Source organism: Pseudomonas sp. AC070 (genome assembly GCF_979258635.1).
The window spans coordinates 4707501-4734297 of sequence record NZ_OZ409871.1; the positions used below are offsets into that span (position 1 = coordinate 4707501).

A 26797-nucleotide genomic window follows, 5' to 3' on the forward strand; every position below is an offset into this window, starting at 1 on the left:
GCCAGCAGAGCGGTGTGCGTTGGCAGCCGCTTCCTCGCCGTGGAAGCGCGCCACGATTTCCTCGGCCAGTTTGATCTTGACGTCACGCGGATTCGCACCCGCAGCAACCTCAGCCTTGAACGTTTCAATTTCTTCCATTGAGCGGAAGCTGAGCAGCTCAAAGTAACGCCACATCAACGAGTCCGGGATCGATACCAGCTTGTTGTACATAACCCCCGGCGCTTCCTGGATGCCGACGTAGTTGCCCAGCGATTTGGACATCTTCTTCACGCCGTCCAACCCTTCCAGCAACGGCATGGTCAGGATGGTTTGCGCTTCTTGCCCATAAGCACGTTGCAGCTCGCGCCCCATCAGCAGGTTGAATTTCTGATCGGTACCGCCAAGCTCAACGTCCGCCTTCAACGCAACCGAGTCGTAGCCTTGGACCAGCGGATAGAGAAACTCGTGAATCGCGATCGGCTGATTCGTGGCGTAACGCTTGCTGAAGTCATCACGCTCAAGCATGCGCGCCACGGTGTACTGGGAGGCCAGGCGAATGAAATCGGCAGGGGTCAGCTGATCCATCCAAGTGGAGTTGAACGCCACCTCGGTTTTCGCCGGATCGAGAATCTTGAACACCTGAGCCTTGTACGTTTCGGCGTTATCCAGCACTTGCTCGCGGGTCAGCGGCGGACGGGTTGCGCTCTTGCCGCTGGGATCGCCGATCATGCCGGTGAAGTCGCCTATCAGGAAAACCACCTGGTGGCCCAACTCCTGAAACTGACGCAGCTTATTAATAAGCACGGTATGACCAAGATGCAGATCTGGCGCGGTAGGGTCGAAGCCTGCCTTGATACGCAGCGGCTGACCGCGCTTCAGTTTCTCGACCAACTCAGCCTCGACCAATACCTCTTCTGCACCGCGCTTGATCAGCGCCAGCTGCTCTTCAACCGACTTCATACCCGCCCCGCACCACCTGATTTTCGAAGGGAACCAACCATACAAGATCACCAACTAATTACAAGTTTGTGCCCACCGCTTATCCCTACGTTAAAAACGGGAAATCCGCAGGCTTGCCTCAGGGTGATTTTGGTTATATTTTATACAGTTATTTCATATTCATCATTTTCTTCATCTCTTCTTTTCACCTTTTCAAAGTCAAAATCACCTTATGACCTCTATTCCTAAAGCGCCCCCGCCGTACCCGAAAAGTCATCTACTTGCGGCTAGCGGCATTGCCGCTCTGCTGAGTTTGGCTTTGCTGGTGTTCCCCTCCCGTGAAGTAGAAGCAAAAAAGACCACGCTCAATCTCGATCTCAACGCTAGCGAGCAGCTTGAAACCAATCCGAGCGAGCCGCAGCAAACGCGCCTGCCGGGCGAAACCAGCGCATCGCCGTTTGCTCAGATCGACCCGCAGAATTCGACCACGCAGCAAGCCGAGCAACCTGCCGCAAAGCCAGCAGAGCCGGTGGCCGCAGCAGCCCCGGTTGATCCCTACACGAAGCTGATTACGGTGGCGAACGGCGACACACTTTCCACCGTTTTCCAGAAAGCAGGCCTGACGCCTGCGCATCTTCATGAAGCCCTTAGCAGCAGCAACGATGCCAAGCGTTTTGGTCAGCTGAAGATTGGGCAAGTCCTGGAAGTGAAGCTCACCCAAGATGGTGGCCTACAGCATCTGCAGAGCAAGCTCAGCGACCTCGAGACCATCACTTTGTCCAAGACGGATAAAGGCTTCGACTTTAAACGCGATATCACCAAGCCAACCGTTCAAACCGCTTACGCCCATGGCGTAATCAACAGCTCGCTGTTCCTTTCGGCCAAGCGTGCCGGCCTGTCGCACAACATGACCATGGATCTGGCCAACGTTTTTGGCTACGACATCGACTTCGCGCAAGACATCCGCGAAGGCGACGAATTTGAAGTGATCTACGAGCAGAAAGTGGTTAACGGCAAACAAGTCGGCGACGGCAACATCCTCGCGGCGCGCTTTGTTAACCGTGGCAAGCCGTTCACGGCTGTTCGCTACACCAACAAGCAGGGCTCTACCAGCTACTACACCGCTGATGGCAACAGCATGCGCAAGGCGTTTATCCGTACGCCGGTGGATTTCGCACGCATCAGCTCGCGCTTCTCGATGGGTCGGTTCCATCCGATTTTGAACAAGATTCGCGCCCACAAAGGTGTCGATTACGCCGCGCCGCGCGGTACGCCGATCAAAGCAGCCGGCGACGGTCGCGTGCAGCTGGCTGGCCGCCGCGGTGGTTACGGCAACACCATCATCATTCAGCACAACAAAACCTACACCACGTTGTATGGCCACATGCAGGGGTTCGCCAAAGGCATCAAAACCGGAAGCATGGTCAAACAGGGTCAAGTGATCGGTTACATCGGCACCACTGGCCTGTCGACCGGCCCGCATCTGCACTATGAGTTTCAAGTGAATGGCCAACACGTCGATCCGCTGAGCCAGAAACTGGCTATGGCAGACCCGATTTCCGGCCCAGATAAAGCGCGCTTCATGCAAATGAGCAAACCGCTGATGGCGCAGATGGATCAAGAAAAGGCCACTATGCTGGCCTTGAACAAGCGCTAATCCGTGCCGCGCTATATAGGAGTGATGTCCGGCACCAGCCTTGATGGGCTGGACATCGCTCTAATCGACCAAAGCAACACCACCACCCTTCTCGCCACCCGTTACTTGCCCATGCCGGACGACCTGCGTGCCGACTTGCTCGCGCTGTGCAGCTCTGGCCCGGACGAGCTTGCAAGAAGCGCAATCGCTGAACAGCAATGGGCTCGCCTGGCAGCTGAATGCATCCGCGCGATGCTTAGCGAACAGCAACTCGATCCCAAGGATATCCGCGCCATCGGCAGCCACGGCCAGACCGTTCGGCATGAGCCGGCACGCGGTTTCACTATTCAGATTGGCAACCCGGCACTGCTCACCGAACTAACCGGTATCAGCGTAGTGGCCGATTTCCGCCGCCGCGACGTTGCCGCAGGCGGCCAGGGCGCGCCATTGGTGCCGGCATTCCACGATGCGCTGTTCAGCGACGGAACCAGCCGGCAGGCCATCCTCAATGTCGGCGGTTTCAGCAACCTCAGTCTGCTCGATCCGCAGCAGCCGGCGCACGGCTTCGACTCCGGCCCCGGAAACGTGCTGATGGACGCCTGGATTCATCGTCACCAGGGTATTAGCTACGACCGCAACGGCGACTGGGCGGCAAGCGGCACGGTGTCAGATGAGCTACTCGGTGCGCTCTTGAGCGACCCGTTCTTCACGACCAAAGGCCCAAAGAGCACCGGCCGTGAGCTATTCAACTTGCCGTGGCTTGACCAACACCTGAGCGAGCGCCCAACCATAAGCCCGGCGGATGTGCAGGCCACGCTGCTAGAGATGACGGCACAGAGCATCATAGGCGCGCTGACCAATGCTCAGCAAAATACGGAACGGCTTCTGGTCTGCGGCGGCGGCGCCCGCAACCTTACGTTGATGAAACGCCTCGGCGAATTGCTGCCGGGCTGCAGCGTGCAGAGCACTGATGAACACGGCGTGCCAGCCGACTGGGTAGAAGCCATGGCGTTCGCCTGGCTTGCGCATTGCTGCCTGGAAAATATCCCCAGCAATCGCCCAAGCGTCACCGGTGCCAAAGGCCTGCGAGTGCTCGGCGCCATTTACCCGGCCTAATTGCAGAAACGAAAACGCCGCGCAATCGCGCGGCGTCGTTGTAGCAACCATTACTCAGATCGAGAAGGACGACCCGCAGCCGCACGTGGTCGTTGCGTTCGGGTTCTTGATCACGAAACGCGAACCTTCCAGCCCTTCCTGATAATCAACTTCCGCACCTGCCAGATACTGGAAGCTCATCGGGTCAACCACCAAGCTCACGCCTTCGCGCTCAACGATGGTGTCGTCATCGGCAACTTCTTCATCGAAGGTGAAGCCGTACTGGAAGCCGGAGCAACCGCCGCCGGTGACGAACACACGCAATTTCAGACGTGGATTGCCTTCCTCATCGACCAGGTTTTTGACCTTGTTCGCCGCGCCGTGCGTGAATTGCAGCGGTGTGGGGGTGAAGGATTCGACGCTCATGCTGTCTTTCTCCCGGCCAGTGGCCGACGTGTTACTTGGGGACGCGAGCATTATCCGCTTCCCCTACCAAAATGGTCAACTATTGAACGGCGACCGCCAGCTGGATGCCGTGCGGTCGCTTGGTCTATTACGGCAGCAACGCAGCGTGGGACAGGCCCAAACGCTCGTCCAGCCCAAACAGAATGTTCATGTTCTGTACGGCCTGGCCCGACGCACCTTTGACCAGGTTGTCGATCACCGACAGCACCACCACCAAATCACCACCTTGTGGGCGGTGCACCGCGATACGGCAGACGTTAGCGCCGCGTACGCTGCGCGTTTCCGGGTGACTACCGGCCGGCATCACATCCACAAACGGCTCGTTGGCGTAACGCTTTTCAAACAATTCCTGCAGATTGACCGACTTATCCGTCACGGTGGCGTACAGCGTGGAGTGGATGCCACGGATCATCGGCGTCAGATGCGGCACGAAGGTCAGGCCCACTTCACCGCCCGCGGCGCGACGCAGGCCTTGGCTGATTTCCGGCAAATGGCGATGACCTTTTACCGAATACGCCATCATGCTTTCACCGGCTTCGCAAAACAGTGAGCCCACTTTCGCCCCGCGACCGGCACCGCTGACGCCCGACTTGCAGTCAGCGATCAAGCGGCTGTTATCGGCCAAACCGGCTTCCAGCAGCGGAAGAAAACCGAGCTGCGTGGCGGTTGGGTAGCAGCCAGGCACGGCAACCAGGCGAGCGTTTTTGATGTGTTCCCGGTTCACTTCCGGTAGTCCGTAAACGGCTTCGCCGAGCAAATCCGGAGCGCCGTGAGGTTGGCCGTACCACTTGGCCCATTCCTCCGCGTCTTGCAAACGGAAGTCGGCCGACAGGTCGATCACCTTCGTGCCGGCTGCCAGCAATTCGCCGGCCAAGGCATGGGCGACGCCGTGCGGAGTGGCGAAGAACACCACGTCGCACGCGCCCAGGGTGGCGGTGTCCGGAACGGTGAAGCTGAGGTTGTCGTAGTGGCCGCGCAGGTTCGGGTACATCTCATCGACGCGTGTGCCCGCTTCCGAGCGCGAGGTGATAACCACCACCTCAGCCTGTGGATGCTGTGCCAACAGGCGCAGCAGCTCGACCCCGGTGTAGCCTGTGCCGCCGACGATACCGACCTTGACCATCACGAACCCCCTGCAAATCTGAATGCCCGCTGCGGGAAAGCGCAGCAGTCTCCCCGAGTCGGGGAAAGCTGCCGATGATACGGCTGCATCCGTCAACGGCCAACCGCCTTGGTGACGTATGACCGGGATAACCTGTTTAATACGGCCAATTCAGGCGCTCAACCGCCGCTTCCTTCCTCCGCTCAGGAAACCCCGATGCTCTACCTTTGGGTCAAGGCCTTTCACATCATCGCCATGGTTTGTTGGTTCGCCGGGCTGTTCTACCTTCCCCGCCTGTTCGTCTATCACGCCATGAGCGAAGACAACGTCAGCAAAGAACGCTTCTGCGTGATGGAGCGCAAGCTCTATCGCGGCATCATGACGCCCTCGATGCTCGCCACCGTTGGCCTTGGCATTTGGCTGCTGTGGCTCAATCCCAGCCTGCTCAGCCAAGGCTGGATGCACGCCAAGCTGACCCTGGTGGTGGCGCTGATTGGCTATCACCATATGTGCGGCGCCATGCGCAAACGCTTCGCCTCCGGGCAGCAAAGCCGCAGCCACGTGTTCTATCGCTGGTTTAACGAAGCGCCGGTACTGGCCTTGCTGGCCATCGTAATCCTGGTGGTCGTGCGTCCGTTCTAACTGGCCTCGTTCTGACTTCCACTGCTGCTGCCGCAGCCTCTATGCGACCGATTTGGAGAATGCCCATGTCTTTGCCCGCCCTGCTCGATCAACGCCTGCGTTTACCGGTAGTTGCTGCACCGATGTTCCTGGTCTCCAACCCGCAACTGGTATTGGCGTGCTGTAACAACGGCATCGTCGGCAGCTTTCCGGCACTGAACCAACGCGATAGCAGCGGCTTCAAGGCGTGGCTAGACGAGATCAATGCGGGCCTGGGCAGCGACGCCGCGCCATACGCCGTCAACCTCATCGTGCACAACACCAATCCGCGCCTGCAGGCGGACCTGGCCATCTGCGTGGAGCAGCGCGTGCCCATCGTCATCACCAGCCTCGGTGCAGTAAAAGAAGTGGTCGACGCGGTGCACAGCTACGGCGGCCTGGTATTCCACGACGTCACCACGCGCCGGCACGCCGAGAAAGCGGCCGAGGCCGGCGTCGACGGTCTGATTGCCGTGGCGGCTGGTGCGGGCGGTCATGCCGGAACCTGGAGCCCCTTCGCCCTCGTCGCAGAAATTCGTCAGTTCTTCGACAAAACCGTGTTGCTGGCCGGCTGCCTCAACCACGGTCACGAAATTCTCGCCGCGCAAATGCTCGGGGCGGACCTTGCCTACCTCGGCACCCGCATGATCGCCGTGAACGAAAACGACGCACCGCAGGCCTACAAAGACATGATCCTCGGCGCCAAAGCCGCCGACATCGTGCACACCCCTGCCGTCTCCGGCGTACCCGCGAGCTTTATGCGCCAGAGCCTGGAGCAAGGCGGTTTTGACCTGGCCAAGCTGCAAGACAAAGGCGCGGTGAACTACGGCGAGAAGCTCAAACCCATCAACGACGAAGCCAAAGCTTGGAAAACCGTGTGGTCGGCCGGCCAAGGCGTGGGCGACATCACCGACCTGCCCAGCGTCGCCGAGCTGATTCAGCGCCTGGACAGCGAATACCGCGCCGCCCAGCAACGCACCGTGCAATTGGGTCAGCGCTGGCCGCGATGAACCGGCGCCACCTGCTGGGCCTGGGCGCACTGGGCCTGCTGGGAGCCTGGGCTGCACGCCCAGGCGACAACGGCCGCCCTTACGACGACTACTTCGCCACGCTCAACCGCCTGTTAAAACAGGACGGCGGCGGCGTGCCGCAATTGGTGGTCGACATGCAACGGCTGGACGCCAACGCCGAGCTGCTGGCCAAGCGGCTTGGCCCGGCGCTGCCATTGCGACTGGTCGCCAAATCACTGGCCAGCGATGGCTTGCTCGGCTATCTCGCGCAAAAACTCGCCACGCGACGCTTTATGGTCTTCCACCAGCCGCAGCTCAATGGCCTGGCACGACTGTTTGCTGATGCCGACTTGCTCGTCGGCAAACCGCTGCCGGTAGACGCGGCCCTGAGTTTTTATCAGCAACTGGGCGCGGCATCATCGTTCGAACCGGCCCGCCAGGTCACCTGGCTTATCGACACGCCGCAGCGCCTGCAGCAATACGCGGATCTGGCTGCGGCCCTGAAACAACCCGTCCAGATTGCTTTGGAAATTGACCTGGGCCTGGCCCGCGGCGGCTTCGCGACCCCGCAGGCACTTGGCGAGGCGCTCGCCACGCTGCGTACCCGCAACGCGGATTTACGCCTGCGCGGCCTGATGGGTTATGACGCGCACGTCGCCCATTCGCCGCCGTGGGTCGGCCGCGACCGCGCCTTCGCCGACAGCAACGCCCGCTACCGCGCCTTTCTCGCCACCGCGCAAACCTTCACCGACCTCTGGCCCGCACAGCCCTTGCTCAACGGCGGCGGCAGCCTGACGTATGCGCTGCATGCGCGCGGCGACACACCGTTGAACGAAGTGGCCGTCGGTTCGGCATTGCTGAAGCCCAGCGAATTCGACACCGACTTGCTCAGCGGTCACACGCCCGCACTGTGGATCGCCAGCCCCGTGCTCAAAGCACAGACCGGCGAATTACCGTACCTGAGCGGTGTGCAAACAGCGCTGCAGACCTGGGACCGCAATCGCCAACAGGCCTACTACTTATATGGCGGTCGCTGGCCAGCCGAACCGGTTGCCCCCGCCGGGCTGAGCTACGACAGCCTCTTCGGTCGCAGCGCCAACCAGGAGCGGGTGAACGGCTCGCGGGCCACAGATCTGCACGTCGACGACTGGGTTTTTCTGCGACCGCAGCTCAGCGAAGGCCTTATGGACGACTTCAGCGCCCTGCGTCTGCTGCGCAATAACCGCTTCGTGGGGCGCTGGTTGCCAGAAAACATGGGCTGAAGCGTGATGCGCATCACGCCCGCGCTTGTCTGAACCTCACTCGGGCCAGTACGCTGTGTCCACTTCATCTCTAGTGCTGACAGGGACGTACGAATGACCGATCCACGCTTCAAAATCGTATTCACCGGCGAACTGATGCCGGCAGCGGCATTGGATGCCGTCAAAGACAATCTGGCCCGCCTGTTCAAGAGCGACCGCGACAAAATTGACGCGCTATTCACCGGCAACCCGGTGGCGCTCAAACGCGACCTCACCGAAGCCGAAGCGGACAAATACGTCACGGCGCTGCAGAACGCAGGCGCCCAGGTTTACAAAGAGGCTGACCTGGCCGCCAGCCTCAGCCTGGTGGAAACCGACGACCACCGCACCACACCCGCCGAGCCCACCGACGAAGCCACGCGCATGACCTGCCCCAAGTGTGGCCATGAGCAACCCAAGGCCATCGAGTGCAGCGCCTGCGGCATCGTCATCGACAAATACGTCGCCCGTCAGGCACAACTGGCCGAAACCGCTCCCGCCGCGCCGGCGCCTAGCGTGAGCGCTTCGGCCCCCGTAGCCGCTGCGTCGCCTTACGCCACGCCTCAGGCGCAAGTGGGCGAAACCCTGCCCGAATACGCCGAGCTGAACCTGTTCGGCATCGAAGGTCGAATCGGCCGCGTGCGCTACCTGGGTTGGAGCATGGGTCTGACCTTGCTGGCCCTGCCGGTGCTCGGCCTGGTCTTCGCCGGCGCCATGATGATCTCGCAGGTGCTCGCCATCGCCCTGATGGTGATCGGCTGGATCGCCTTGATGGTGGTCAGCGTCGGTTTCGGTGCCAAACGTTTGCACGACCTGGGCTGGTCGGCCTGGTTGCTATTGCTGCTGCTGGTTCCGATTGTCGGCAGCGTCTTCCCGTTGCTCATGCTGATTCTGCCCGGCACGCCTGGCGCCAACCGTTACGGCTCCCCGCCCCCGCCAAACAGCAAAGGCGTGGTGCTGATGGCCTGGTCGATGCTGGTGTTACCAGTAGTAATCGGCATCCTGGCCGCGATTGCCATTCCGCAGTACCAGAGCTACATCCAGGGCACTGAGGATTCCAGCTACGCGCAGCCTTACTCCGACGAAAACAGCGAAGAAAGCGCCGAGCCGTCTGCGGAGTACGCCGAACCTGCCGAGCCCGTCGAAGTACCGGTCGAGCCCGCTGAAGACGCTGAGTCTGACGAAGAGTAAGCACGCACCGTTGCACATCCCACTCGCCGCGCGGAGAACGTTATGCCCCGTTATGCATTGGTAACCGGGGCCTCCAGCGGCATCGGTCTGGCCTTGGCGGAAGCCTTGGCCAGACGCGGACGGAATCTGATTCTAGTGGCCCGCCAGCGCGACGTACTTGAAAGCGTCGCCTGTGAGTTCACCCAGCGCTTCGGCGTCGAGGTGCTGTTTCGCACCTGCAACCTCGCCCACCCCACCCAACTCACCGGCCTGATCCTTGAACTGGAACAGGGCGAGCTGCCTATCGACCTGTTGATCAACAACGCCGGCCTCGGCACCTCCGGTCCATTCCTGGACAGCGATTGGGGCCGCGAGCAGCAGCAGCTGGAAGTCAACGTGCTGGCCCTCACCCGCCTCAGTCACGCCCTTGGCAACAGCATGGCCGCACAAGGCGGTGGGCAAATTCTGAACGTGGCCTCGGTTGCGGCATTTCAGCCCGGCCCGTGGATGAGCAGCTACTACGCCAGCAAGGCGTTCGTGCTGCACTTTTCCGAAGGCTTGCGCGAGGAAATGAAAGGACGCGGCATCAAGGTATCGGTGCTCTGCCCCGGCCCTACGCGCACTGCGTTTTTTCGCGGCGCCGACATGGAGGTGAGCAAACTGGCGAACAGCAAGCTAATGATGAGCCCAGAGGAGTTGGCGCTCTACACCGTGCGGGCGCTGGAGAAAAACCGCGCGCTGATCATTCCCGGTTGGCGCAACCGACTGATCGCCAGAAGCTCACGGTTCGCCCCGCGCTGGCTGGTGCGCAAGCTGGCCGGGGTGGTCAACAAGCGCTTCAGTCGCCAGCCTTAACCCGCAGACACCGTACGCCCCGCCGCCCACGCGCGAAGCGCCGCCAAGTCTTCGGCCATCACCACCGACAACGGCGCCGTGCTGCTGATATTGCGCAGCAGCAAACCTTGATCAACCGCCTGCTGTTGCGCCTGACCGGCGTACAGCGCACTGACCACCACTTGCTCGATTTCCGCGCCAGTAAACCCGTCACTCACGGTCGCCAGTTGCGGCAAGTCGAAGGCGTTAGGGTCCAGCTCGCGACGCAGCAGGTGGATGCGGAAAATGTCGGCACGGGTCTCGGCGTCGGGCAGGTCGACGAAAAATAGCTCGTCGAAACGGCCCTTGCGCACCAGCTCCGGCGGCAGGCGGTCGATGGCATTGGCGGTCGCGACCATAAACACAGGCGCTTTGCGTTCGGCCATCCAGGTCAGCAAGGTGCCGAGCACGCGTTGGCTGACGCCGCCGTCGTGATCACCGCTAGCCAGGCCTTTCTCCACCTCATCCATCCACAGCACGCATGGCGCCATCTGCTCAGCCAGGCGCAGCGCTTCGCGCAGGTTGCGCTCGGTTTCCCCGAAGAATTTGTTGTACAGGCAGGCGAAGTCCAACCGCAGCAACGGCAACCCCCACAGCCCGGCAACCGCTTTGGCCGCCAGGCTTTTACCGCCGCCTTGAACGCCGACCAGCAGCATGCCTTTGGGCAAATCGGTGGCCTTGCCGGCAAGGAAAATGTCTTGCCGCTCAGCCAGCCAACGCTTGAGGTTGAGCAAGCCGCCGACTTCGGCGAAGCGGGCGGTGTCGTGTTCGAAGCTGAGTACGCCTTCCAGGTCGAGCAGTTTGAATTTGGTCTTGTTCAGCTCTGGCAAATCTTCCTGGGTGATGGCGCCGTCGTTGCAAATCACCCCGCGCGCCAGCACTCGCGCCTCGGCGTGACTCATGCCGCGAAGGTTTTTCACCACCTGCTGCAACGTGCGGTTATCAGTACGCACGCGGGCGCCGCGGTTGCGCTCGCTCCAGCGGCCGGCTTCTTCGCGCACGATGGCCAGCAACTCGTCTTCCGATGGCAGCGCCAGGCTGAAGCGCGCGGCGTAGCGCTGAACTTCCGGTGGCAACTTCAAGGCGTGAGACACCAACACCACCGTGGGTTTATGCGCGCCCTCGGCCATGGCGATTTCTTTGAGGAGCCGCACCAGCTTGGGGTTGTCTTCCATAAACGGATGCAGGTCGCACAGCACGTACAGATTCGGCATAGGGTCGTGCTTGATCAGGCGCAGCGCCGCTTCCGGCTCGAAGCTTGGCGCGTCGCCCTGCGGATCACCGCCAAAACCAAGCTTCTGCATGCCCTCGGTGACCGCCCAAGTGAACAAGCCCAGCCCGCGCTTCACCGCGAGACTGGTGAGGGTTTCCATCACCCGCTGCTCATCCCAGGACTCGATCACCACCAGCTTCACCTTGGAATCGAGCACCAGCCCCAAGTCATGGATATCGTTCTTCACACCTGCTCCCTATCGATGCCGCCGCACGCGCACTCGCGGTGCCGCACCCGCCTGGTTAAACTCCGGCTTCCTATCGCCAGCTGGAGACCTGTCCGTGGACTGTCTGTTCTGCAAGATCGTCGCCGGGGACATTCCCGCGCGCAAGCTCTATGAAGACGACCATGTTGTCGCGTTTCACGATATCGGCCCACAAGCGCCCGTGCACTTTCTGGTGATTCCGAAAAAACACATCGCCACGCTCAATCACCTCACCGAAGACGACAGCGCCCTGACCGGCCACATGCTGTTCACCGCCCAGCGCCTGGCGAATGAACAGGGCTGCGAGCAAGGCTTTCGCGTGGTGATGAACTGCAACGAGGATGGCGGGCAAACCGTCTTCCACATCCACATGCATGTGTTGGGCAAACGCCAACTGGCCTGGCCGCCGGGCTGATGCGAGGTTTCCTATTTGGGCTGGCGGCGCTAGTCACTGGCCACGCTCATGCCGTTGAAGCGTTTCACGACACCCTTGCCAACAACGAACCCGGACCAGAGCTGGTTGTGGTGCCGGCGGGCCAATTCGTATTCGGCGACAGCACTGGGCGCGGCAACTACAACGAGCACCCCGCGCAGTCGATCACCATTGATAAACCCTTCGCCATCGGCCGCTTCGAGCTGACCTTTGCTGATTGGCAGCGCTACGCCAGCGCGACTGGCAAAGCGCTGCCGGATAACGAGGGCTGGGGCTTGTCTGAGCAGCGGCCAGTAATTCACGTGTCCTGGTTTGACGTGCAGAGTTACCTGCAATGGCTGTCGAAAAGCACCGGACACCGGTACCGCTTGCCCACCGAAGCCGAATGGGAATACGCGGCCCGGGGCGGCGGCAGCACGTTTTACTGGTGGGGCCAGCAGCTCGACAGCCCGGAAGACCAACCGCGCGCCCATTGCCGCGGCTGCGGTTCGCCGCGTTCCGAGCAATACAAAACCAGCCAGGTCGGCCAGTTCGCCCCCAACGCCTTTGGTCTCTACGACACGGCCGGCAATGTGTGGGAATGGACCGCCTCGCGGTTTGTCACACCCTTTGACGGCAGCGAGCAACAGGTTGCCGGGTCGCTGGACCAAAGCCCTCGCGTGGTCCGTGGCGGCGCATGGAACAGCGGGCCTACGTACCTGCGCAGCAGCTTCCGTGACCTGAAGCAGCCGGGCACCGACGACTATGCTTTAGGTTTTCGCGTGCTCCGCGAACTGCCCTAAGTCCGACGGCGCGCCTTGCCAGCCGCCGTCTAGCAGATGAATTGGAGTAAACTGCCCTCAGACTTTTCCGGAGGTAATCCTATGACTACCGAACGCCACTACTCCCCCGTCGACCGCCTGTTGCTGCAAGCCGACGCCGCCCTGCGCACCTTGCTGCCGTTTAGCGGCCATCCGTATCGCCCCTCGCCAGGCCTCACCCAGCCGGACACCGAACTGAGCCGCGACGACACCCGCCACGTTGCCGGCCTCATGCGCGTCAACCACACCGGCGAGGTATGCGCCCAGGCGCTTTACCAAGGCCAAGCGCTGACCGCCAAGTTGCCCCATGTACGCAAAGCCATGGAGCACGCCGCCGAAGAAGAGATCGACCACCTCGCCTGGTGCGAACAACGCATCCGCGAACTGGGCAGCCACACCAGCATTCTCAATCCGGTGTTCTACGGTTTGTCGTTTGGTGTTGGCGCGGTTGCCGGCTTGATCAGCGACAAAGTCAGCCTCGGTTTTGTTGCCGCCACCGAAGATCAAGTGTGCAAACACCTGGACGAGCACCTGACGCAGATTCCCGCCGAAGACGAAAAGTCGCGGGCCATCCTGGAGCAAATGCTCACCGACGAAGCGCAGCACTCGGCCAGCGCCCTGGATGCCGGTGGCTTCCGTTTTCCGGCGCCGGTGAAGTTCGGGATGAGTTTGTTGTCGAAGGTGATGACGAAAAGTACGTATCGGATCTAATTTCCTGCAGCATAAAAAAGGCCGTTCACTGAACGGCCTTTTCTTTTGTCCGTTTTTGACCTTTCGATGCCAGCGACTCATGCAAATCCAGAACGAGCGAGCTAGAGCGGAGCAAGGCCAAGACGGCCCGGGCAAAAACGTTTTTTGAAGCGCAGTGGGCTGTAGCCCATGAGCAGTCAAAAAACGTTTTTAACGCAGCCCCGCCGACGCGCAGCCGTTCGCTTAGCCCACCATGTTCCTGGCGTAGAAGATTTCCAGCATCTCGTGCTTAACCCGCTTGGTCACGGTCTCGCGCTGTTCGGCCGACAAGTTCTGCGTGGCGTCGCCAAACAGGTAGTTATCCAGCTCGAACTCTTTAAGAAGCATCTTGGTGTGGAACAGATTCTCTTGGTACACGTTCACGTCGGTCATTTGATAGGCCGCTTGCGTGTCGTCCGAGAGGTAGTTCTGGATCGAGTTGATCTCGTGGTCGATGAAGTGCTTCTTGCCCTGCACGTCGCGGGTAAAACCGCGCACGCGGTAGTCGACGGTGACGATGTCGGAGTCGAACTGGTGAATCAGGTAATTGAGCGCCTTGAGCGGTGAAATTACGCCGCAGGTCGACACGTCGATGTCCACACGGAACGTCGCGATGCCATCCACCGGATGAATTTCCGGGTAGGTGTGCACGGTGATGTGGCTTTTATCCAGGTGCGCGAGGATGGTATCGGGCAGTGGGCCGGGGGATTCCTCGATCTGGCTGTCGGTCGGGGTGACCGGTTGCTCGGAGATCAGAATGGTCACGCTCGCGCCTTGCGGATCGTAATCCTGGCGGGCGATGTTGAGGATATTGGCACCAATAATGTCGACAACATCAGTGAGAATCTGCGTCAGCCGCGCTGCGTCGTACTCGGTATTGATGTACTGAACGTAAGCCTGCTGGTCTTCCGGCGTTTCCGCGTAGCAGATGTCATAAATGTTGAAGCTCAAGGTCTTCGTCAGGTTATTGAACCCGTGGAGCTTGAGTTTGCTTTTCACCGTTAGGAACTCTCTTTTTAACGATGCGGCGTGGCCGCGTGATCGAGCATGCCCGTCAGTTGTGAACAACACAGCTGCGTAGGACGGTTAACACCTCTTCGCTTTGGCGATTTTGGGTATGGGTGCGCGGCGCCGTTTCCAATAGACGACGCCCCGGAAAAAGGGGCGCCATTATGCAGAGGTCGGTTACCGGCTGCCAGCACCGTGTGACCCGCGCAATGCGGACCAGTGTGCGCTGGTTGTATGAACGCTCGGTGTCGGGTTTCAGCCCAATTCGATGATTTCGTAGTCGTGGGTAATTTCCACGCCACCGCGGCTGAGCATGATCGAGGCCGAGCAGTATTTTTCAGCGGAGAGTTCAACCGCGCGCTTGACCTGCGCTTCCTTCAAGCCGCGGCCTTTCACCACAAAGTGCACGTGAATCTTGGTGAACACTTTTGGCTCTTCGCTCGCGCGTTCGGCTTCAAGGAAAGCCTCGCAGCTTTCAACCGGTTGTCGGGATTTCTTCAGGATGCTAACGACGTCGTAGTTGGTGCAGCCGCCTAAGCCGATGAGCACCATCTCCATGGGACGCACGCCCAGGTTGCGTCCGCCGCTCTCGGGCGGGCCGTCCATGACAACAACATGGCCGCTGCCAGACTCACCGAGGAAAAGAGCTTCGCCAGCCCACTGAATCCGCGCTTTCATTGCCACGCCTCCGCTGTTAAAAGGGACGGGAGCTTATCACAAGCTCATAGACCAACTAGTTCAAGCCAGAAACGCTGATAGATAGCTGCCACTGTTAGCCACGTCTCAAAACCGATCAACGGCCATGAGTGTCTGTTAAGCTGGCGACAATTTACTGGCACACTTGCTCGAATAACTTATAAAAAAATTGCTGCTAGACAAAGGGTTGCATCTTATTTTTCTTCGGGGCTAGGGCATGGTAGCTATAACTCTCACACCAAAAATCAAGAACATCGACAAACTGCTCGCGCATTGTCATCGCCGTCGTTACACCGCCAAAAGCACCATCATCTACGCAGGCGATCGCGGCGAGACGTTGTTCTTTATTGTTAAAGGCTCGGTCACCATTCTTATCGAGGATGATGACGGTCGCGAAATGATCATCGCCTATCTCAACTCAGGCGACTTCTTCGGCGAAATGGGCCTGTTTGAAAAAGACGGCATCGAGAAAGAACGCAGCGCCTGGGTACGGGCAAAAACCGAATGCGAAGTGGCTGAACTGAGCTACGCCAAGTTCCGCGAACTGACTCAGCAAGACCCGGACATTCTCTATGCCCTCGGCAGCCAAATGGCTGAGCGTCTGCGTAACACCACCCGCAAAGTGGGCGACCTGGCGTTTCTTGACGTCACTGGCCGCGTTGCACGCACGTTGCTGGACCTGTGCAAACAGCCTGACGCCATGACTCACCCCGACGGTATGCAGATTAAAATCACTCGTCAGGAAATCGGTCGCATCGTCGGTTGCTCGCGTGAAATGGTCGGACGTGTCCTAAAGGCGCTTGAAGAACAAGGCCTGGTCAACGTCAAAGGTAAAACCATGGTGGTGTTCGGCACCCGCTAAGCCCATAAGGCTCGGATAAAAAACCGGACAATAAAAAGGCCAGCTGCGAGCTGGCCTTTTTATTGTCCGGTTTTTTATGTCTGTGGGAGCGGCTTTAGCCGCGATGCTTTTGACTTCAACCGCATCGCGGCTAAAGCCGCACCCACAAAAGCACCCAATCAATCAATGCTGACCGGCCCCTTACGCTCCGGGAAAAACAAGCGCTGCAATTCCTGCCCTGGATTGGCCGCGCGCATAAACGCCTCGCCTACCAGGAAACCGTACACGTTGCTGATTTCCATCAGTTCCACGTCGGCGCGATTGAGGATGCCGCTCTCGGTAATCACCATGCGGTCACGCGGAATACGCGGCAGTAAATCCAGCGTGGTTTCCAGGCTCACTTCAAAGGTGTGCAGGTTACGGTTGTTCACGCCCACCAGTGGCGTGTCGAGCACCTTTAAGGCGCGGTCGAGTTCTTCGCCGTCGTGCACTTCCACCAGAACGTCGAGGTTGACCGACTTGGCCACCGCCGCCAGCTCGGCCATGCGCACGTCGTCTAGCGCCGAAACGATCAGCAGAATGCAATCCGCCCCTAGCGCGCGCGCTTCGACAATCTGATACGGGTCGATCATAAAATCTTTGCGAATCACCGGCAGGCCACAGGCCGCGCGGGCTTGCTGCAGGTAATGATCGGCACCCTGGAAGAAGTCGATATCGGTGAGCACCGACAAGCACGCCGCGCCGCCGGCTTCGTAACTCTGGGCGATCGCCACCGGGTCGAAGTCTTCGCGCAGCACGCCTTTGCTGGGCGAGGCTTTTTTGATTTCGGCAATTACACCGGGTTCTTTACGCTTGGCTGCATCCAGCAGCGCGGCTGCAAAACCGCGTGGCGCATCGGCCGTACGGGCCTGTTGCTCCAGCTCAACCAGGCTCACCACTGCACGGCGGGCGGCGACTTCTTCGACTTTACGGGCCAGAATTTTTTCCAGGACGGTAGGCACACTCACGCTTGATTCTCCTGGCGGAACACCGCCGTAAAGGACGCCAACTCTTCCATTTTTTCCCGCGCCAAACCGGTGTGCAACGCGTCGTGGGCCAACTGCACCCCTTCATGCAGGCTAGTCGCTAAATCGGCGGCATACAGGGCCGCGCCCGCATTAAGCACGATCAAGTCGCCGGCTTTCCTGCCTGCCTCGGTTTTACGGCGCCCCAGGGCATCGCGGATCAGCTCCAGCGACGCCGCCGGACTGGCGACTTCCAGGCCCATCAGCGTTTGGCTGGTGATACCGAAATCTTCCGGACGCACATCGTATTCGCTGATCTGACCGTCTTTAAGTTCCGCCACATGAGTGGGCGCAGCCAGGCTGAACTCATCCAGACCATCACGCGAATGCACCACCAGAATGTGCTCGCTGCCCAGACGCTTAAGCACTTCGGCGAGCGGGCGGCACAGCTCCTGACTGAACACGCCGACCACCTGGTGCTTCACACCGGCCGGGTTGGTCAGAGGGCCGAGCATGTTGAACAAGGTACGCAGGCCCATTTCACGGCGCGGGCCGGCGGCGTATTTCATCGCCTTGTGGTGCACCTGCGCGAACATGAAGCCAACGCCAACGCTGTCGATGCAGCGCGCCACTTGCACGGGCGTCAGTTCCAGATAAATGCCCGCCGCTTCGAGCAGATCAGCGCTGCCGCTTTTACCCGATACCGCGCGGTTGCCATGCTTGGCCACCTTGCCGCCGGCAGCCGCAACGACGAACGCCGCGGCCGTGGAGACATTGAAAATGTTGGCGCCATCGCCGCCGGTGCCGACCACGTCAACCACATGTTTAAGCGTCGGCAATTCAACCTGAGCCGCCAGTTCGCGCATGACCGCGACGGCGCCGACGATCTCGTCGATGGTTTCGCTCTTCATGCGCATGCCCATCAGGAAGGCACCGATCTGCGCGTCGGTGCACTGCCCGGTCATGATTTCACGCATGACGTCCTGCATTTCCTCGGTGGTCAGGTCGAGCTGAGCGACCACACGGTTGAGCGCCTCTTTGATGTTCATGCGCGCACGCCCCCGCTTTGTTTGAGGAAGTTGGCAAACAGCTCGTGGCCCTGCTCCGACAGAATCGATTCAGGGTGGAATTGCACGCCTTCGATGTTCAGGGTTTTGTGGCGCAAGCCCATGATTTCATCCACCGAGCCGTCCTCGTGTTGAGTCCAGGCGGTGACTTCCAGGCAGTCGGGCAAGGTGTCCAGCTTGACCACCAGCGAGTGGTAACGGGTGACGGTCAGCGGGTTGTTCAGGCCTTCGAAGACGCCGGTGTTGTTGTGGTACACCGCGCTGGTTTTGCCGTGCATCACCTGGCGGGCGCGCACTACGTCGCCGCCGAAGGCCTGGCCAATGCTTTGGTGGCCCAGGCACACGCCCAGAATCGGCAGTTTGCCGCCGAAGTCCTCAATGGCTTCGATGGAAATACCGGCTTCGCTCGGCGTGCACGGGCCGGGCGATACCACGATGCGTTCCGGCTTCAGCGCTTCGACGTCAGCCACGCTGAGCTCATCGTTGCGCACCACTTTTACGTCCGCGCCCAACTCGCCCAGGTACTGCACGACGTTGTAGGTAAAGGAGTCGTAGTTGTCGATCATTAACAGCATGGCAAGTGCTCCTTAGGCGTCGGTGGCGGTGGAAGAAGTGGGGACGGTCTGCTCAGCCAGGGCGACAGCGCGGAACATGGCGCGGCGCTTGTTCAGGGTTTCTTCCCACTCCAGCGCCGGCACCGAATCGGCAACAATGCCGCCACCGGCTTGCACATGCAGCTCACCGTTTTTGATCACCGCGGTACGAATGGCAATGGCGGTGTCCATGTTGCCGTTCCAGGCCAGGTAACCCACCGCGCCGCCGTACACGCCGCGCTTGACTGGCTCCAGCTCGTCGATGATTTCCATGGCGCGAATCTTCGGCGCACCAGACAACGTGCCCGCCGGCAAAATCGCCCGCAGCGCGTCCATGGCCGTCAGCCCGCTTTTCAATTGGCCGGTGACGTTGGAGACGATGTGCATCACGTTGGAATAACGCTCGATCACCATTTTTTCGGTGAGCTTTACCGTGCCGATTTCGGAAACCCGACCGGTGTCGTTGCGACCCAGGTCGATCAGCATCAAGTGCTCGGCAATTTCCTTGGCGTCGGCCAGCAAGTCTTCTTCCAGCGCGCGGTCGGCCTCTTCGGTGGCGCCGCGCGGACGCGTGCCGGCGATGGGCCGCACGGTGATCAGGTTGTCTTCCACGCGCACCAGCACTTCGGGCGAACTGCCGACGACATGGAAATCGCCGAAGTTGAAGAAGTACATGTAGGGCGTCGGGTTAAAGCAGCGCAGCGCCCGGTACAAGTCGATAGGCGCGGCTTTGAAATCGATGGACATGCGCTGCGACGGCACCACTTGCATGCAGTCGCCAGCCAGGATGTATTCCTTGATGGTGTCGACCGAACGCTCGTAGTCCTCGCGGGTAAAACTGGAGCGGAAATTGGGCTCGATGCCGGACTCTTTGGTGAAGTCCAAACCGCGACGCGGGGTGATCGGCTGACGCAGTTTTTCCAGCAACTCTTCCAGGCGCCCCAGACCGTTTTCGTAGGCATCGGATTGCGCTGGGTCGGCCAGCACAATCGCGTGCATCTTGCCGGCCAGGTTGTCGAACACCACCACGGCGTCGGAGACCATCAGCAGAATGTCCGGCACACCAATCGGGTCCGGATTCGGGCAGGCGCCCAGGCGTTTTTCCACATAGCGCACGCAGTCGTAACCGAAGTAACCGACGAGGCCGCCGTTGAAGCGCGGCAGGCCAGCGATGGTCGGCACGTTGTAGCGGGCTTTGAAGGTTTCGACGAAGGCCAGCGGGTCTTCGCTTTCCAGGCTTTCGATCTCGACGCCGTCGTGGGTCACGCTGATGTGATGGCCATGCACTCGCAGCACCGTGCGGCACGGCAGGCCGATGATCGAGTAACGCCCCCACTTCTCGCCGCCCTGTACGGACTCGAGCAAATAGGAGTTGGGCTGGTCGGCCAGCTTGAGATAAATCGACAGCGGTGTGTCGAAGTCGGCCAGGGTTTCGCAGGCAAGGGGAATGCGGTTGTAGCCGTCGGCGGCCAGGCGCAGGAATTCTTCGCGGATCATGTAAACAGCCTCATGGCTTGAGGGTAAAAACCTGGCCGGGATGGCGAGCCGCTCGGGCTATCGGCAGTTACTCACTGCGCGCCCTGTTGGGGTACTCGCATCCGTCTTGCTCAGGTTTAGGGTCGTAATGGCAAACACGCAGGCCTTGCGGCCAGGCTCGGATCAGGCGCGCCAACGCCAGCGGGCCAGGGCCTTGAGGATTTTCATCCCGGATTTGACGAACCAGTGTTTGCGGGTGACCACCACGATGGCATCTCTTTGGCGGGGGGATTTGAAGGCGTCGGGCAACATTATCTCAGCGGCCGATTCGGCGCAATCGGGCAGCAGTTTGCGCAGATCGTCGATCACCAGTGCCGGTTCTTCCTCGGCAATCGGCCGACCATGGTTGTAGCCATAACTCAGCGCCACGCAAACCACGCCGGCGGCTTTGGCGGCTTGCACATCGCTGCGCGAGTCGCCGACAAACACCGCTTCGCCCGGCGACACTTCGGCCATTTGCATGACCACATTCAGTGCAGCTGGATCGGGCTTTTGCTGAGGCAGCGTGTCGCCGCCAATGATCCAGCGGAAGTAACGGCCAATGCGCATTTCATCCAGCAGCGGACCGACAAAGCGCTCCGGTTTGTTGGTGATTAGCGCCATCTCGATGCCTTGGCTTTTCAGCCATTTCAGCGTTTCGCGCACGCCTGGGTAAAGCTTGGACAGCGAGTGGTTGTCGGCGTACAGCTCCATAAAAATCGCCAGCGCCTGCTCGGTATCTTCATCGCTCACCGCTGTGTGGTCGATGTTGCCGGCCAGGGCGCGACGCACCAGCACACGCACGCCGTTGCCGACCCAGGTACGAACCTGCTCGGCGCCCGCTGTCGGGCGGTTGAGCTGAATAAGCATGTGGTCAACGGCGGCGGCAAGGTCGGGCACCGAGTCGATCAGGGTGCCGTCCAGGTCGAACATCACCAGGCGCGGCAAGCGCCCGCCGAGCACCTGCGCAAAGCCACTCATGGGCGCGCGAGCGCCAGTTCGGCGCGCATCTGGGCGATGACGGCCGCGTAATCCGGCGTGTTGAAAATGGCCGAACCGGCTACAAAAGTGTCGGCACCTGCCGCCGCGATTTCGCGAATGTTCTGAACATTCACGCCACCGTCGATTTCCAGGCGAATGTCACGGCCAGATGCCTCGATCAGGGCACGGGCTTCGCGCAGTTTGTCCAGCGTGCCGGGGATGAACTTCTGCCCGCCAAAGCCTGGGTTCACGCTCATGAGCAGGATCATGTCGACCTTCTCCATCACGTACTTGAGGCTGTCCAGCGACGTGGCAGGGTTGAACACCAGGCCCGCCTTGCAGCCGCCCGCCTTGATCAACTGCAACGAGCGGTCGATGTGCTGACTGGCTTCGGGGTGGAAGGTGATGTACGTGGCGCCGGCTTCGATAAAGTCGCCAATGATGCGATCAACCGGCGAGACCATCAGGTGCACGTCGATGGGTGCTGTCACGCCGTACTTGCGCAGCGCCGAACAAACCATCGGGCCGATGGTGAGGTTGGGCACGTAGTGGTTGTCCATGACATCGAAGTGCACGATGTCGGCGCCAGCGGCTAGAACGTTGTCCACTTCCTCACCCAGGCGGGCGAAGTCGGCGGAGAGAATGGATGGGGCAATAGCGAAAGGTTGCATGGCGCACCTCGGACAAAAATCGTGGCGCATTGTACCCGAGGCGTTCTGGATTTCGCCTGTCATGTATCAGACGGCAACCTGCTGCTTTCGTAGGGGGAGATAAAGAGCATCGCGGCTAAAGCCGCTCCTACAAATTGTGCCGTCTGTAGGAGCGGCTTTAGCCGCGATGCTTTTGACCCTTAGCTCTCACTCGCCGACGTCCGCAACTTCTCACTGCGCCCACGCAACCATTCCAACGTCAGCAACAGCACAATCGAAAACCCAATCAGCAACGTCGCCGCCGCCGCAATGGTGGGGCTCAGGTTTTCGCGGATGCCGCTGAACATCTGCCGAGGCAAGGTCGCCTGGCCCGGCCCGGCCAGAAAGAGCGTCACCACCACTTCATCAAACGAGGTGGCAAAGGCGAACAAGGCGCCGGAGATCACGCCCGGTGCAATCAGCGGCAAGGTCACTCGGCGAAAGGCGGTGAGCGGCGACGCCCCGAGGCTGGCCGCAGCGCGCACCAGGTTGTAGTTGAAACCCTGCAAGGTGGCCGACACGGTGATGATCACAAACGGCACACCCAACACCGCGTGCACCACAATCAGCGACAGGTAGCTGTTGCCCAAGCCCAGCGGCGCGAAGAACAAATAACTGGCGACGCCGACGATCACCACCGGCACCACCATCGGCGAAATCACCAGGCTCATCACCAGCGCCTTGCCGCGAAATTCGCCACGGGTCAGGCCGATGGCGGCGAGGGTGCCGAACACCATGGCCAGCACGGTGGCGGCCGGTGCCACGATCAGGCTGTTTTTCAGCGAGCGCATCCAGTCGGCTGAGGCGAAGAAGTCTTGGTACCAGTGCAGCGAGAATCCTTGCAGCGGGTACACCAGAAAACTGCCGGAGTTAAACGACAGCGGCACGATCACCAGCACCGGCAGAATCAGAAACAGCAGCACCAGCGCGCACAGGCCACGCAGGGCGTAGTACCAAACGCGCTCGATCGGAGACATATAAGGGCTTTGCATCAGAGTTCTCCTAATCAGCTCAGGCGCAGGCGGCTTGCGCCCACCAGCCAGCTATACACCACGTAAAGGGCCAGGGTCGCGAATAGCAGCAGGCCGCCGAGCGCCGTGGCCATGCCCCAGTTGATGCTGGTGTTGGTGTAGAAGGCAACGAAGTAGCTGACCATCTGATCGCTCGGGCTGCCCAGCAGCGCCGGGGTGATGTAGTAGCCAATGGCGAGAATGAACACCAGCAGGCAACCGGCGCCGACACCGGCCAGGGTCTGCGGAAAGTACACGCGCCAGAAGCTGGCGAATGGGTGGCAGCCGAGGGAAATTGCCGCACGCATGTAGGTGGGCGAGATGCCCTTCATCACGCTGTAGATCGGCAGAATCATAAACGGCAGCATGATGTGCACCATGGCGATGTACACACCGGAACGGTTAAACACCAACTCCAACGGCTTATCGATAATGCCTACGGCCATCAGCGCGCTGTTGATCAGGCCGCCCGACTGCAGCAGCACAATCCATGCAGCCACGCGCACCAGAATCGACGTCCAGAACGGCAGCAGCACCAGAATCATCAGCAGGTTGCTCTGGCGCGACGGCAGGTTGGCCAGCAGATACGCCAGCGGATAGGCGAGCACCAGGCAGATGGCGGTAATCACCAGGCCCATCCAGAAGGTGCGGGCGAAAATATCCAGGTAAATGGCTTGGTCCGGCGTGGCGGGTGCCACTTCGCCGACATCGTCGATGCGGTGATCCACAGCCGCCAGCAAGTAGTACGGCGTGACGCTTGAGGTGTTGCGGCGAATCACCTGCCAGTAGGCCGGATCGCCCCAGCGCTCATCCAACCCTTCCAGTGCTTCTTTGTAAGAAGCCGGCGCTTCGGCGAACGGCAGCGCGCGCGCAGTTTTCATCAGCAGGCTGCGGTAGCCGGCCGATTCCATATTCAGACGCTTGGACAAATCGCCCAAGACTTGGTTTTTCCGGGCTTCGCCCAGGTCTTCACTGATGGCTTTGTACACCGGCTCAGCCGGCAAGCCTTTGCCATCCCACTCGGCCACCGCCACCACGGTGCGCGGCAAGCCGTTGACCACCTCGGGGTTGGCAACGCTTTTGTAGAGCAGCGCAACAATCGGCACCAGAAACACCAAGAGCAAAAACAGCACCAGCGGCGCGATCAGCGCTTGCGCCTTGAGGCGATTGACCCGCTCGGCACGCGCGAGGCGTTGCTTTAAGGTGGTTTCAGCAATGGCGACGGCCATAGGGCTACTCCGAACAAAAATGAATCGCTATCCCCGTAGGAGCGAGCTTGCTCGCGAAGGCCATTACGCAGACGCATCGCATGGCGCTCAGGTTCTTCGCGAGCAAGCTCGCTCCTACAAGGGGTTACGCAGCGGCATTACCCGCGTGTTACTTGGCAGCCCACGAGTTGAAGCGCTGCTCCAACTGCTCGCCGTTGTCGGCCCAGAAGGTCACGTCGATCTGCACTTGATCGGCGATGTTTTCCGGTGTGGTCGGCATGTCTTTAAGGATGCCTTTGTCCAGCAGGGCAACGGCTTTGGAGTTGGCCGGGCCGTAGGCGATGTTTTCCGAGTAGATTTTTTGCTGCTCAGGCTGAACCGAGTAGGCGATGAATTTCTTCGCTTCTTCGGCGTTCTTCGAACCCTTCGGAATGGCCCAGGCATCGAAGTCGTAGATGCCACCGGTCCATACCACTTTCAGGTTGCTTTCTTTCTGCACGGCGGCGATGCGACCGTTGTAGGCCGAACTCATTACCACGTCACCGGAGGCGAGGTATTGCGGCGGTTGCGCGCCAGCTTCCCACCACTGAATGTTCGGCTTCAGCTCGTCGAGCTTTTTGAACGCGCGGTTCTGGCCGTCTTTGCTGGCCAGTACTTTGTAGACGTCTTTCGGCGCAACGCCGTCGGCCATCAGGGCGAATTCCAGGGTGTACTTCGCGCCTTTACGCAGGCCACGTTTGCCGGGGAATTTTGTGGTGTCCCAGAAATCGGCCCAGCTGGTAGGCGCGGTTTTCAGTTTGTCGGCGTTGTAGGCCAGCACGGTGGACCACACGAAGAAGCCCACGCCGCAGCTTTGAATGGCGCCCGGCACGTAGTCGGCCTTGTTGCCGAACAGCGCAGGGTCGAGGGTTTCGAACATGTCTTCGTCGCAGCCGCGCGACAGTTCCGGCGACTCCACTTCTACCAGGTCCCACGACACGCTGTTGGTGTCGACCATGGCTTTGACCTTGGCCATTTCGCCGTTGTACTCACCGGCCACGATCTTGCCTTTGCCAGCCGCTTCCCATGGCTCATAGAACGCTTTGACTTGCGCGGCCTTGTTCGCTCCCCCGAACGAGATCACGGTCAGATCGGCCGCCATGGCCTGGCTGGCAATTGCCAACCCGAGTGCCACGCTGACGAGTTTCAGTGCTTGTTTCATTGTTGTTTTCTCCACAGTGCTGGGTTGAATAACGCGTTATCAAACTGCGAACTTCAAAGCGGTCAGGCTGTTTCCAACAACGGATCCAACGCCCTGACGTGCTCCACCTGCCAACCGAGCGGAACCACGTCGCCCACCGCCAGCGCCGGATCGAGATCGGCGATGGGTTGCTTGACGTAGAAGTCGGCCTTGCCACACACCTCCAGGCGCACACGCACGTGGTCGCCCAGGTAGATAAATTCGGCCACGCGGCCGGAGAATCGGTTGCTGCACACATCGCTGGCGCTGTTGATCAGCACGCGTTCGGGGCGCACCGACAAGGTCACCGGCTCGCCCGGCTGGCCCACATTGACGGCCAGTGCATTGACCTTTTCGCCACGGCCCAGCTCGACCACGCACCGCTCGCCGTCGCGGCTGACCAGGCGGCCATTGAGGCGGTTGTTCTCGCCGATGAAGTTGGCGACAAAGGTGTTCTTCGGTTCTTCGTACAGTTCACGCGGCGGCGCAATCTGCTGGATCTCGCCCTGGTGAAACACCGCCACGCGGTCGGACATGGTCAGCGCTTCGCCCTGGTCGTGGGTCACGTACACCACAGTCACGCCCAAGCGCTGGTGCAGGTGCTTGATCTCCATCTGCATGTGCTCGCGCAGCTGTTTATCCAGCGCGCCCAGCGGTTCATCCATCAGCACCAGCTGCGGTTCGAACACCAGCGCGCGGGCCAGCGCCACGCGTTGCTGCTGGCCGCCGGACAACTGGCCGGGGTAGCGATTGCGGAAGGTGTCGAGCTGCACCATCGATAACGCACGCTTCACGCGCTCGCTGACATCGGTTTTGTTCATGCCACGCACGGTCAGCGGAAAGGCCAGGTTTTCCGCCACGGTCATGTGCGGAAACAAGGCGTAGTTCTGGAACACCATGCCGATGTCGCGCTTGTGCGGCGGCACGTTATTAATGGCGCGGCCGGCCAGCAGAATTTCGCCGCTGGTGGGCGTTTCGAAGCCGGCGAGCATCATCAGGCTTGTGGTTTTGCCCGAGCCGGACGGCCCCAGCAGGGTAAGAAATTCGCCTTTGCGGATGTCCAGGTTGAGGTCTTTGACGATGAGGTTTTCGCCGTCGTAGCTTTTCTGAACGCCACGAAAGCTGACCAGCACATCGTTCACTTGCGACTCGCCCATGACCCCACCTTTTTGATTTTGTACGTCGTGCCTTAAGGCTAGAGAAGCCTGGCGCGCGCGCAAATCGGTGGCTATGAGAGATTGCTATAAGCGCAGCGGAAGTCTGAGGGTAAGGATTGCCCTACCCCCGTGGCGCGTTTGAGTATTGCCAAACGCACGC

General features: G+C 60.4%; 27 protein-coding genes (1 of these 27 running past the window's edge). 11 read left to right on the forward strand and 16 right to left on the reverse strand.

Translation table 11 applies throughout. The features are described 5' to 3' along the window. A protein-coding gene (tyrS, locus tag ACZZ0Q_RS21190; protein ID WP_463540907.1) for a tyrosine--tRNA ligase crosses the window boundary here: on the reverse strand, window positions 1–939 show its 5' portion. 261 nt of this gene lie to the left of the window's left edge; only the first 939 of its 1200 coding nucleotides appear in the window; its start codon is at window positions 937–939; its stop codon lies beyond the left edge, outside the window. A gap of 211 nt (window positions 940–1150) precedes the next feature. Here tyrS and ACZZ0Q_RS21195 point away from each other — a divergent pair, with 211 nt between their 5' ends. Next, window positions 1151–2575, forward strand: coding sequence for a peptidoglycan DD-metalloendopeptidase family protein (locus ACZZ0Q_RS21195; protein WP_463540906.1), 1425 nt, complete (start codon window positions 1151–1153; stop codon window positions 2573–2575). A 3-nt stretch (window positions 2576–2578) separates the two neighbouring features. Next, window positions 2579–3670 (forward strand): anhydro-N-acetylmuramic acid kinase, encoded by a 1092-nt coding sequence (locus ACZZ0Q_RS21200; RefSeq protein WP_463540905.1) that lies wholly within the window; start codon window positions 2579–2581, stop codon window positions 3668–3670. Between the two features lie 54 nt (window positions 3671–3724). Here the strand turns inward: ACZZ0Q_RS21200 and erpA are convergent, their stop codons facing one another. Further along, complete coding sequence (erpA, locus tag ACZZ0Q_RS21205; RefSeq protein WP_108099340.1) at window positions 3725–4075, reverse strand: iron-sulfur cluster insertion protein ErpA; 351 nt, start codon at window positions 4073–4075, stop codon at window positions 3725–3727. A gap of 127 nt (window positions 4076–4202) precedes the next feature. Beyond that, complete coding sequence (argC, locus tag ACZZ0Q_RS21210) at window positions 4203–5237, reverse strand: N-acetyl-gamma-glutamyl-phosphate reductase (RefSeq protein WP_463540904.1); 1035 nt, start codon at window positions 5235–5237, stop codon at window positions 4203–4205. Window positions 5238–5432: 195 nt separating this feature from the next. On the opposite strand from argC, the gene hemJ reads away from it, so the two are divergent. From hemJ to ACZZ0Q_RS21235, 5 genes are all read left to right on the forward strand, one after another. Then, window positions 5433–5858: a protoporphyrinogen oxidase HemJ gene (gene hemJ, locus ACZZ0Q_RS21215; protein WP_463540903.1), complete on the forward strand. Its 426-nt coding sequence runs from the start codon at window positions 5433–5435 to the stop codon at window positions 5856–5858. A gap of 65 nt (window positions 5859–5923) precedes the next feature. Then, window positions 5924–6886: an NAD(P)H-dependent flavin oxidoreductase gene (locus tag ACZZ0Q_RS21220; RefSeq protein ID WP_463540902.1), complete on the forward strand. Its 963-nt coding sequence runs from the start codon at window positions 5924–5926 to the stop codon at window positions 6884–6886. Beyond that, window positions 6883–8148 carry an alanine racemase gene (locus ACZZ0Q_RS21225; RefSeq protein ID WP_463540901.1) on the forward strand — a complete coding sequence of 422 codons (1266 nt, stop codon included), beginning with the start codon at window positions 6883–6885 and terminating at the stop codon, window positions 8146–8148. The genes ACZZ0Q_RS21220 and ACZZ0Q_RS21225 overlap by 4 nt, the downstream gene beginning before the upstream one ends. A gap of 93 nt (window positions 8149–8241) precedes the next feature. Then, the gene (locus tag ACZZ0Q_RS21230) at window positions 8242–9357 is read left to right on the forward strand and encodes a DUF805 domain-containing protein (RefSeq protein WP_463540900.1); all 1116 of its coding nucleotides are present in this window, start codon (window positions 8242–8244) and stop codon (window positions 9355–9357) included. A 42-nt stretch (window positions 9358–9399) separates the two neighbouring features. Further along, entirely contained in the window at window positions 9400–10191 is a 792-nt protein-coding gene (locus ACZZ0Q_RS21235) for an SDR family NAD(P)-dependent oxidoreductase (RefSeq protein ID WP_463560908.1), read from the forward strand. On the opposite strand, the gene ACZZ0Q_RS21240 is transcribed toward ACZZ0Q_RS21235, so the two are convergent. Continuing rightward, complete coding sequence (locus tag ACZZ0Q_RS21240; RefSeq protein WP_463540899.1) at window positions 10188–11669, reverse strand: AAA family ATPase; 1482 nt, start codon at window positions 11667–11669, stop codon at window positions 10188–10190. The two genes, ACZZ0Q_RS21235 and ACZZ0Q_RS21240, sit on opposite strands and share 4 nt — an antisense overlap. Window positions 11670–11763: 94 nt before the next feature. On the opposite strand from ACZZ0Q_RS21240, the gene ACZZ0Q_RS21245 reads away from it, so the two are divergent. The 3 genes from ACZZ0Q_RS21245 to coq7 all read left to right on the forward strand — a co-directional run bounded on the left by ACZZ0Q_RS21245 (window position 11764) and on the right by coq7 (window position 13631). Beyond that, window positions 11764–12102, forward strand: a complete 339-nt coding sequence (locus tag ACZZ0Q_RS21245) for a histidine triad nucleotide-binding protein (protein ID WP_463540898.1) — start codon at window positions 11764–11766, stop codon at window positions 12100–12102. After that, window positions 12102–12902 (forward strand): formylglycine-generating enzyme family protein, encoded by an 801-nt coding sequence (locus ACZZ0Q_RS21250; protein ID WP_463540897.1) that lies wholly within the window; start codon window positions 12102–12104, stop codon window positions 12900–12902. Before ACZZ0Q_RS21245 ends, ACZZ0Q_RS21250 begins: the two co-directional genes overlap by 1 nt. 81 nt (window positions 12903–12983) lie before the next feature. Continuing rightward, window positions 12984–13631 (forward strand): 2-polyprenyl-3-methyl-6-methoxy-1,4-benzoquinone monooxygenase, encoded by a 648-nt coding sequence (gene coq7, locus ACZZ0Q_RS21255; RefSeq protein ID WP_122497352.1) that lies wholly within the window; start codon window positions 12984–12986, stop codon window positions 13629–13631. A gap of 222 nt (window positions 13632–13853) precedes the next feature. Here coq7 and speD read toward each other — a convergent pair whose 3' ends face one another. Together speD and ACZZ0Q_RS21265 are read right to left on the reverse strand one after the other, a co-directional pair. Next, window positions 13854–14648, reverse strand: coding sequence for an adenosylmethionine decarboxylase (gene speD, locus ACZZ0Q_RS21260; RefSeq protein WP_463540896.1), 795 nt, complete (start codon window positions 14646–14648; stop codon window positions 13854–13856). 264 nt (window positions 14649–14912) lie between these two features. Further along, a complete protein-coding gene (locus ACZZ0Q_RS21265; protein WP_108099318.1) occupies window positions 14913–15335 on the reverse strand; it encodes an OsmC family protein in 423 nt (140 codons plus the stop codon). Window positions 15336–15570: 235 nt separating this feature from the next. Between ACZZ0Q_RS21265 and crp the strand changes: the two genes are divergently transcribed. Beyond that, a complete protein-coding gene (gene crp / locus ACZZ0Q_RS21270) occupies window positions 15571–16215 on the forward strand; it encodes a cAMP-activated global transcriptional regulator CRP (RefSeq protein ID WP_108099316.1) in 645 nt (214 codons plus the stop codon). Window positions 16216–16373: 158 nt separating this feature from the next. On the opposite strand, the gene trpC is transcribed toward crp, so the two are convergent. The 10 genes from trpC to ACZZ0Q_RS21320 all read right to left on the reverse strand — a co-directional run bounded on the left by trpC (window position 16374) and on the right by ACZZ0Q_RS21320 (window position 26637). Beyond that, window positions 16374–17201 carry an indole-3-glycerol phosphate synthase TrpC gene (gene trpC / locus ACZZ0Q_RS21275; protein ID WP_463540895.1) on the reverse strand — a complete coding sequence of 276 codons (828 nt, stop codon included), beginning with the start codon at window positions 17199–17201 and terminating at the stop codon, window positions 16374–16376. Next, entirely contained in the window at window positions 17198–18247 is a 1050-nt protein-coding gene (gene trpD / locus ACZZ0Q_RS21280; RefSeq protein WP_463384564.1) for an anthranilate phosphoribosyltransferase, read from the reverse strand. The genes trpC and trpD overlap by 4 nt, the downstream gene beginning before the upstream one ends. Next, window positions 18244–18840, reverse strand: a complete 597-nt coding sequence (locus tag ACZZ0Q_RS21285; protein WP_122450742.1) for an aminodeoxychorismate/anthranilate synthase component II — start codon at window positions 18838–18840, stop codon at window positions 18244–18246. The genes trpD and ACZZ0Q_RS21285 overlap by 4 nt, the downstream gene beginning before the upstream one ends. A 12-nt stretch (window positions 18841–18852) precedes the next feature. Further along, window positions 18853–20355, reverse strand: coding sequence for an anthranilate synthase component I (gene trpE, locus ACZZ0Q_RS21290; RefSeq protein WP_463540894.1), 1503 nt, complete (start codon window positions 20353–20355; stop codon window positions 18853–18855). 162 nt (window positions 20356–20517) lie between these two features. Continuing rightward, entirely contained in the window at window positions 20518–21354 is an 837-nt protein-coding gene (locus tag ACZZ0Q_RS21295) for a phosphoglycolate phosphatase (protein ID WP_463560911.1), read from the reverse strand. Next, window positions 21351–22025: a ribulose-phosphate 3-epimerase gene (rpe, locus tag ACZZ0Q_RS21300; RefSeq protein WP_463540893.1), complete on the reverse strand. Its 675-nt coding sequence runs from the start codon at window positions 22023–22025 to the stop codon at window positions 21351–21353. Before rpe ends, ACZZ0Q_RS21295 begins: the two co-directional genes overlap by 4 nt. 179 nt (window positions 22026–22204) lie before the next feature. Next, the gene (locus ACZZ0Q_RS21305) at window positions 22205–23035 is read right to left on the reverse strand and encodes an ABC transporter permease (protein WP_463540892.1); all 831 of its coding nucleotides are present in this window, start codon (window positions 23033–23035) and stop codon (window positions 22205–22207) included. A 14-nt stretch (window positions 23036–23049) separates the two neighbouring features. Continuing rightward, window positions 23050–24282 (reverse strand): ABC transporter permease, encoded by a 1233-nt coding sequence (locus ACZZ0Q_RS21310; RefSeq protein WP_463540891.1) that lies wholly within the window; start codon window positions 24280–24282, stop codon window positions 23050–23052. 148 nt (window positions 24283–24430) lie between these two features. Beyond that, window positions 24431–25462 carry an ABC transporter substrate-binding protein gene (locus ACZZ0Q_RS21315; protein ID WP_463540890.1) on the reverse strand — a complete coding sequence of 344 codons (1032 nt, stop codon included), beginning with the start codon at window positions 25460–25462 and terminating at the stop codon, window positions 24431–24433. A gap of 62 nt (window positions 25463–25524) precedes the next feature. Next, window positions 25525–26637, reverse strand: a complete 1113-nt coding sequence (locus tag ACZZ0Q_RS21320; RefSeq protein WP_463540889.1) for an ABC transporter ATP-binding protein — start codon at window positions 26635–26637, stop codon at window positions 25525–25527. Window positions 26638–26797: the final 160 nt, after the last annotated feature.

Coding starts and splice junctions, on each gene's coding strand:
- argC (WP_463540904.1), bottom strand. CDS start 5,237: ATGGTCAAGGTCGGTATCGTCGGCGGCACAGGCTACACCGGGGTCGAG.
- ACZZ0Q_RS21235 (WP_463560908.1), top strand. CDS start 9,400: ATGCCCCGTTATGCATTGGTAACCGGGGCCTCCAGCGGCATCGGTCTG.
- hemJ (WP_463540903.1), top strand. CDS start 5,433: ATGCTCTACCTTTGGGTCAAGGCCTTTCACATCATCGCCATGGTTTGT.
- ACZZ0Q_RS21225 (WP_463540901.1), top strand. CDS start 6,883: ATGAACCGGCGCCACCTGCTGGGCCTGGGCGCACTGGGCCTGCTGGGA.
- coq7 (WP_122497352.1), top strand. CDS start 12,984: ATGACTACCGAACGCCACTACTCCCCCGTCGACCGCCTGTTGCTGCAA.
- erpA (WP_108099340.1), bottom strand. CDS start 4,075: ATGAGCGTCGAATCCTTCACCCCCACACCGCTGCAATTCACGCACGGC.
- ACZZ0Q_RS21265 (WP_108099318.1), bottom strand. CDS start 15,335: ATGAAAGCGCGGATTCAGTGGGCTGGCGAAGCTCTTTTCCTCGGTGAG.
- ACZZ0Q_RS21195 (WP_463540906.1), top strand. CDS start 1,151: ATGACCTCTATTCCTAAAGCGCCCCCGCCGTACCCGAAAAGTCATCTA.
- crp (WP_108099316.1), top strand. CDS start 15,571: ATGGTAGCTATAACTCTCACACCAAAAATCAAGAACATCGACAAACTG.
- ACZZ0Q_RS21320 (WP_463540889.1), bottom strand. CDS start 26,637: ATGGGCGAGTCGCAAGTGAACGATGTGCTGGTCAGCTTTCGTGGCGTT.
- ACZZ0Q_RS21220 (WP_463540902.1), top strand. CDS start 5,924: ATGTCTTTGCCCGCCCTGCTCGATCAACGCCTGCGTTTACCGGTAGTT.
- ACZZ0Q_RS21315 (WP_463540890.1), bottom strand. CDS start 25,462: ATGAAACAAGCACTGAAACTCGTCAGCGTGGCACTCGGGTTGGCAATT.
- trpE (WP_463540894.1), bottom strand. CDS start 20,355: ATGATCCGCGAAGAATTCCTGCGCCTGGCCGCCGACGGCTACAACCGC.
- ACZZ0Q_RS21230 (WP_463540900.1), top strand. CDS start 8,242: ATGACCGATCCACGCTTCAAAATCGTATTCACCGGCGAACTGATGCCG.
- trpD (WP_463384564.1), bottom strand. CDS start 18,247: ATGAACATCAAAGAGGCGCTCAACCGTGTGGTCGCTCAGCTCGACCTG.
- ACZZ0Q_RS21305 (WP_463540892.1), bottom strand. CDS start 23,035: ATGCAAAGCCCTTATATGTCTCCGATCGAGCGCGTTTGGTACTACGCC.
- ACZZ0Q_RS21250 (WP_463540897.1), top strand. CDS start 12,102: ATGCGAGGTTTCCTATTTGGGCTGGCGGCGCTAGTCACTGGCCACGCT.
- rpe (WP_463540893.1), bottom strand. CDS start 22,025: ATGCAACCTTTCGCTATTGCCCCATCCATTCTCTCCGCCGACTTCGCC.
- ACZZ0Q_RS21295 (WP_463560911.1), bottom strand. CDS start 21,354: ATGAGTGGCTTTGCGCAGGTGCTCGGCGGGCGCTTGCCGCGCCTGGTG.
- ACZZ0Q_RS21285 (WP_122450742.1), bottom strand. CDS start 18,840: ATGCTGTTAATGATCGACAACTACGACTCCTTTACCTACAACGTCGTG.
- ACZZ0Q_RS21310 (WP_463540891.1), bottom strand. CDS start 24,282: ATGGCCGTCGCCATTGCTGAAACCACCTTAAAGCAACGCCTCGCGCGT.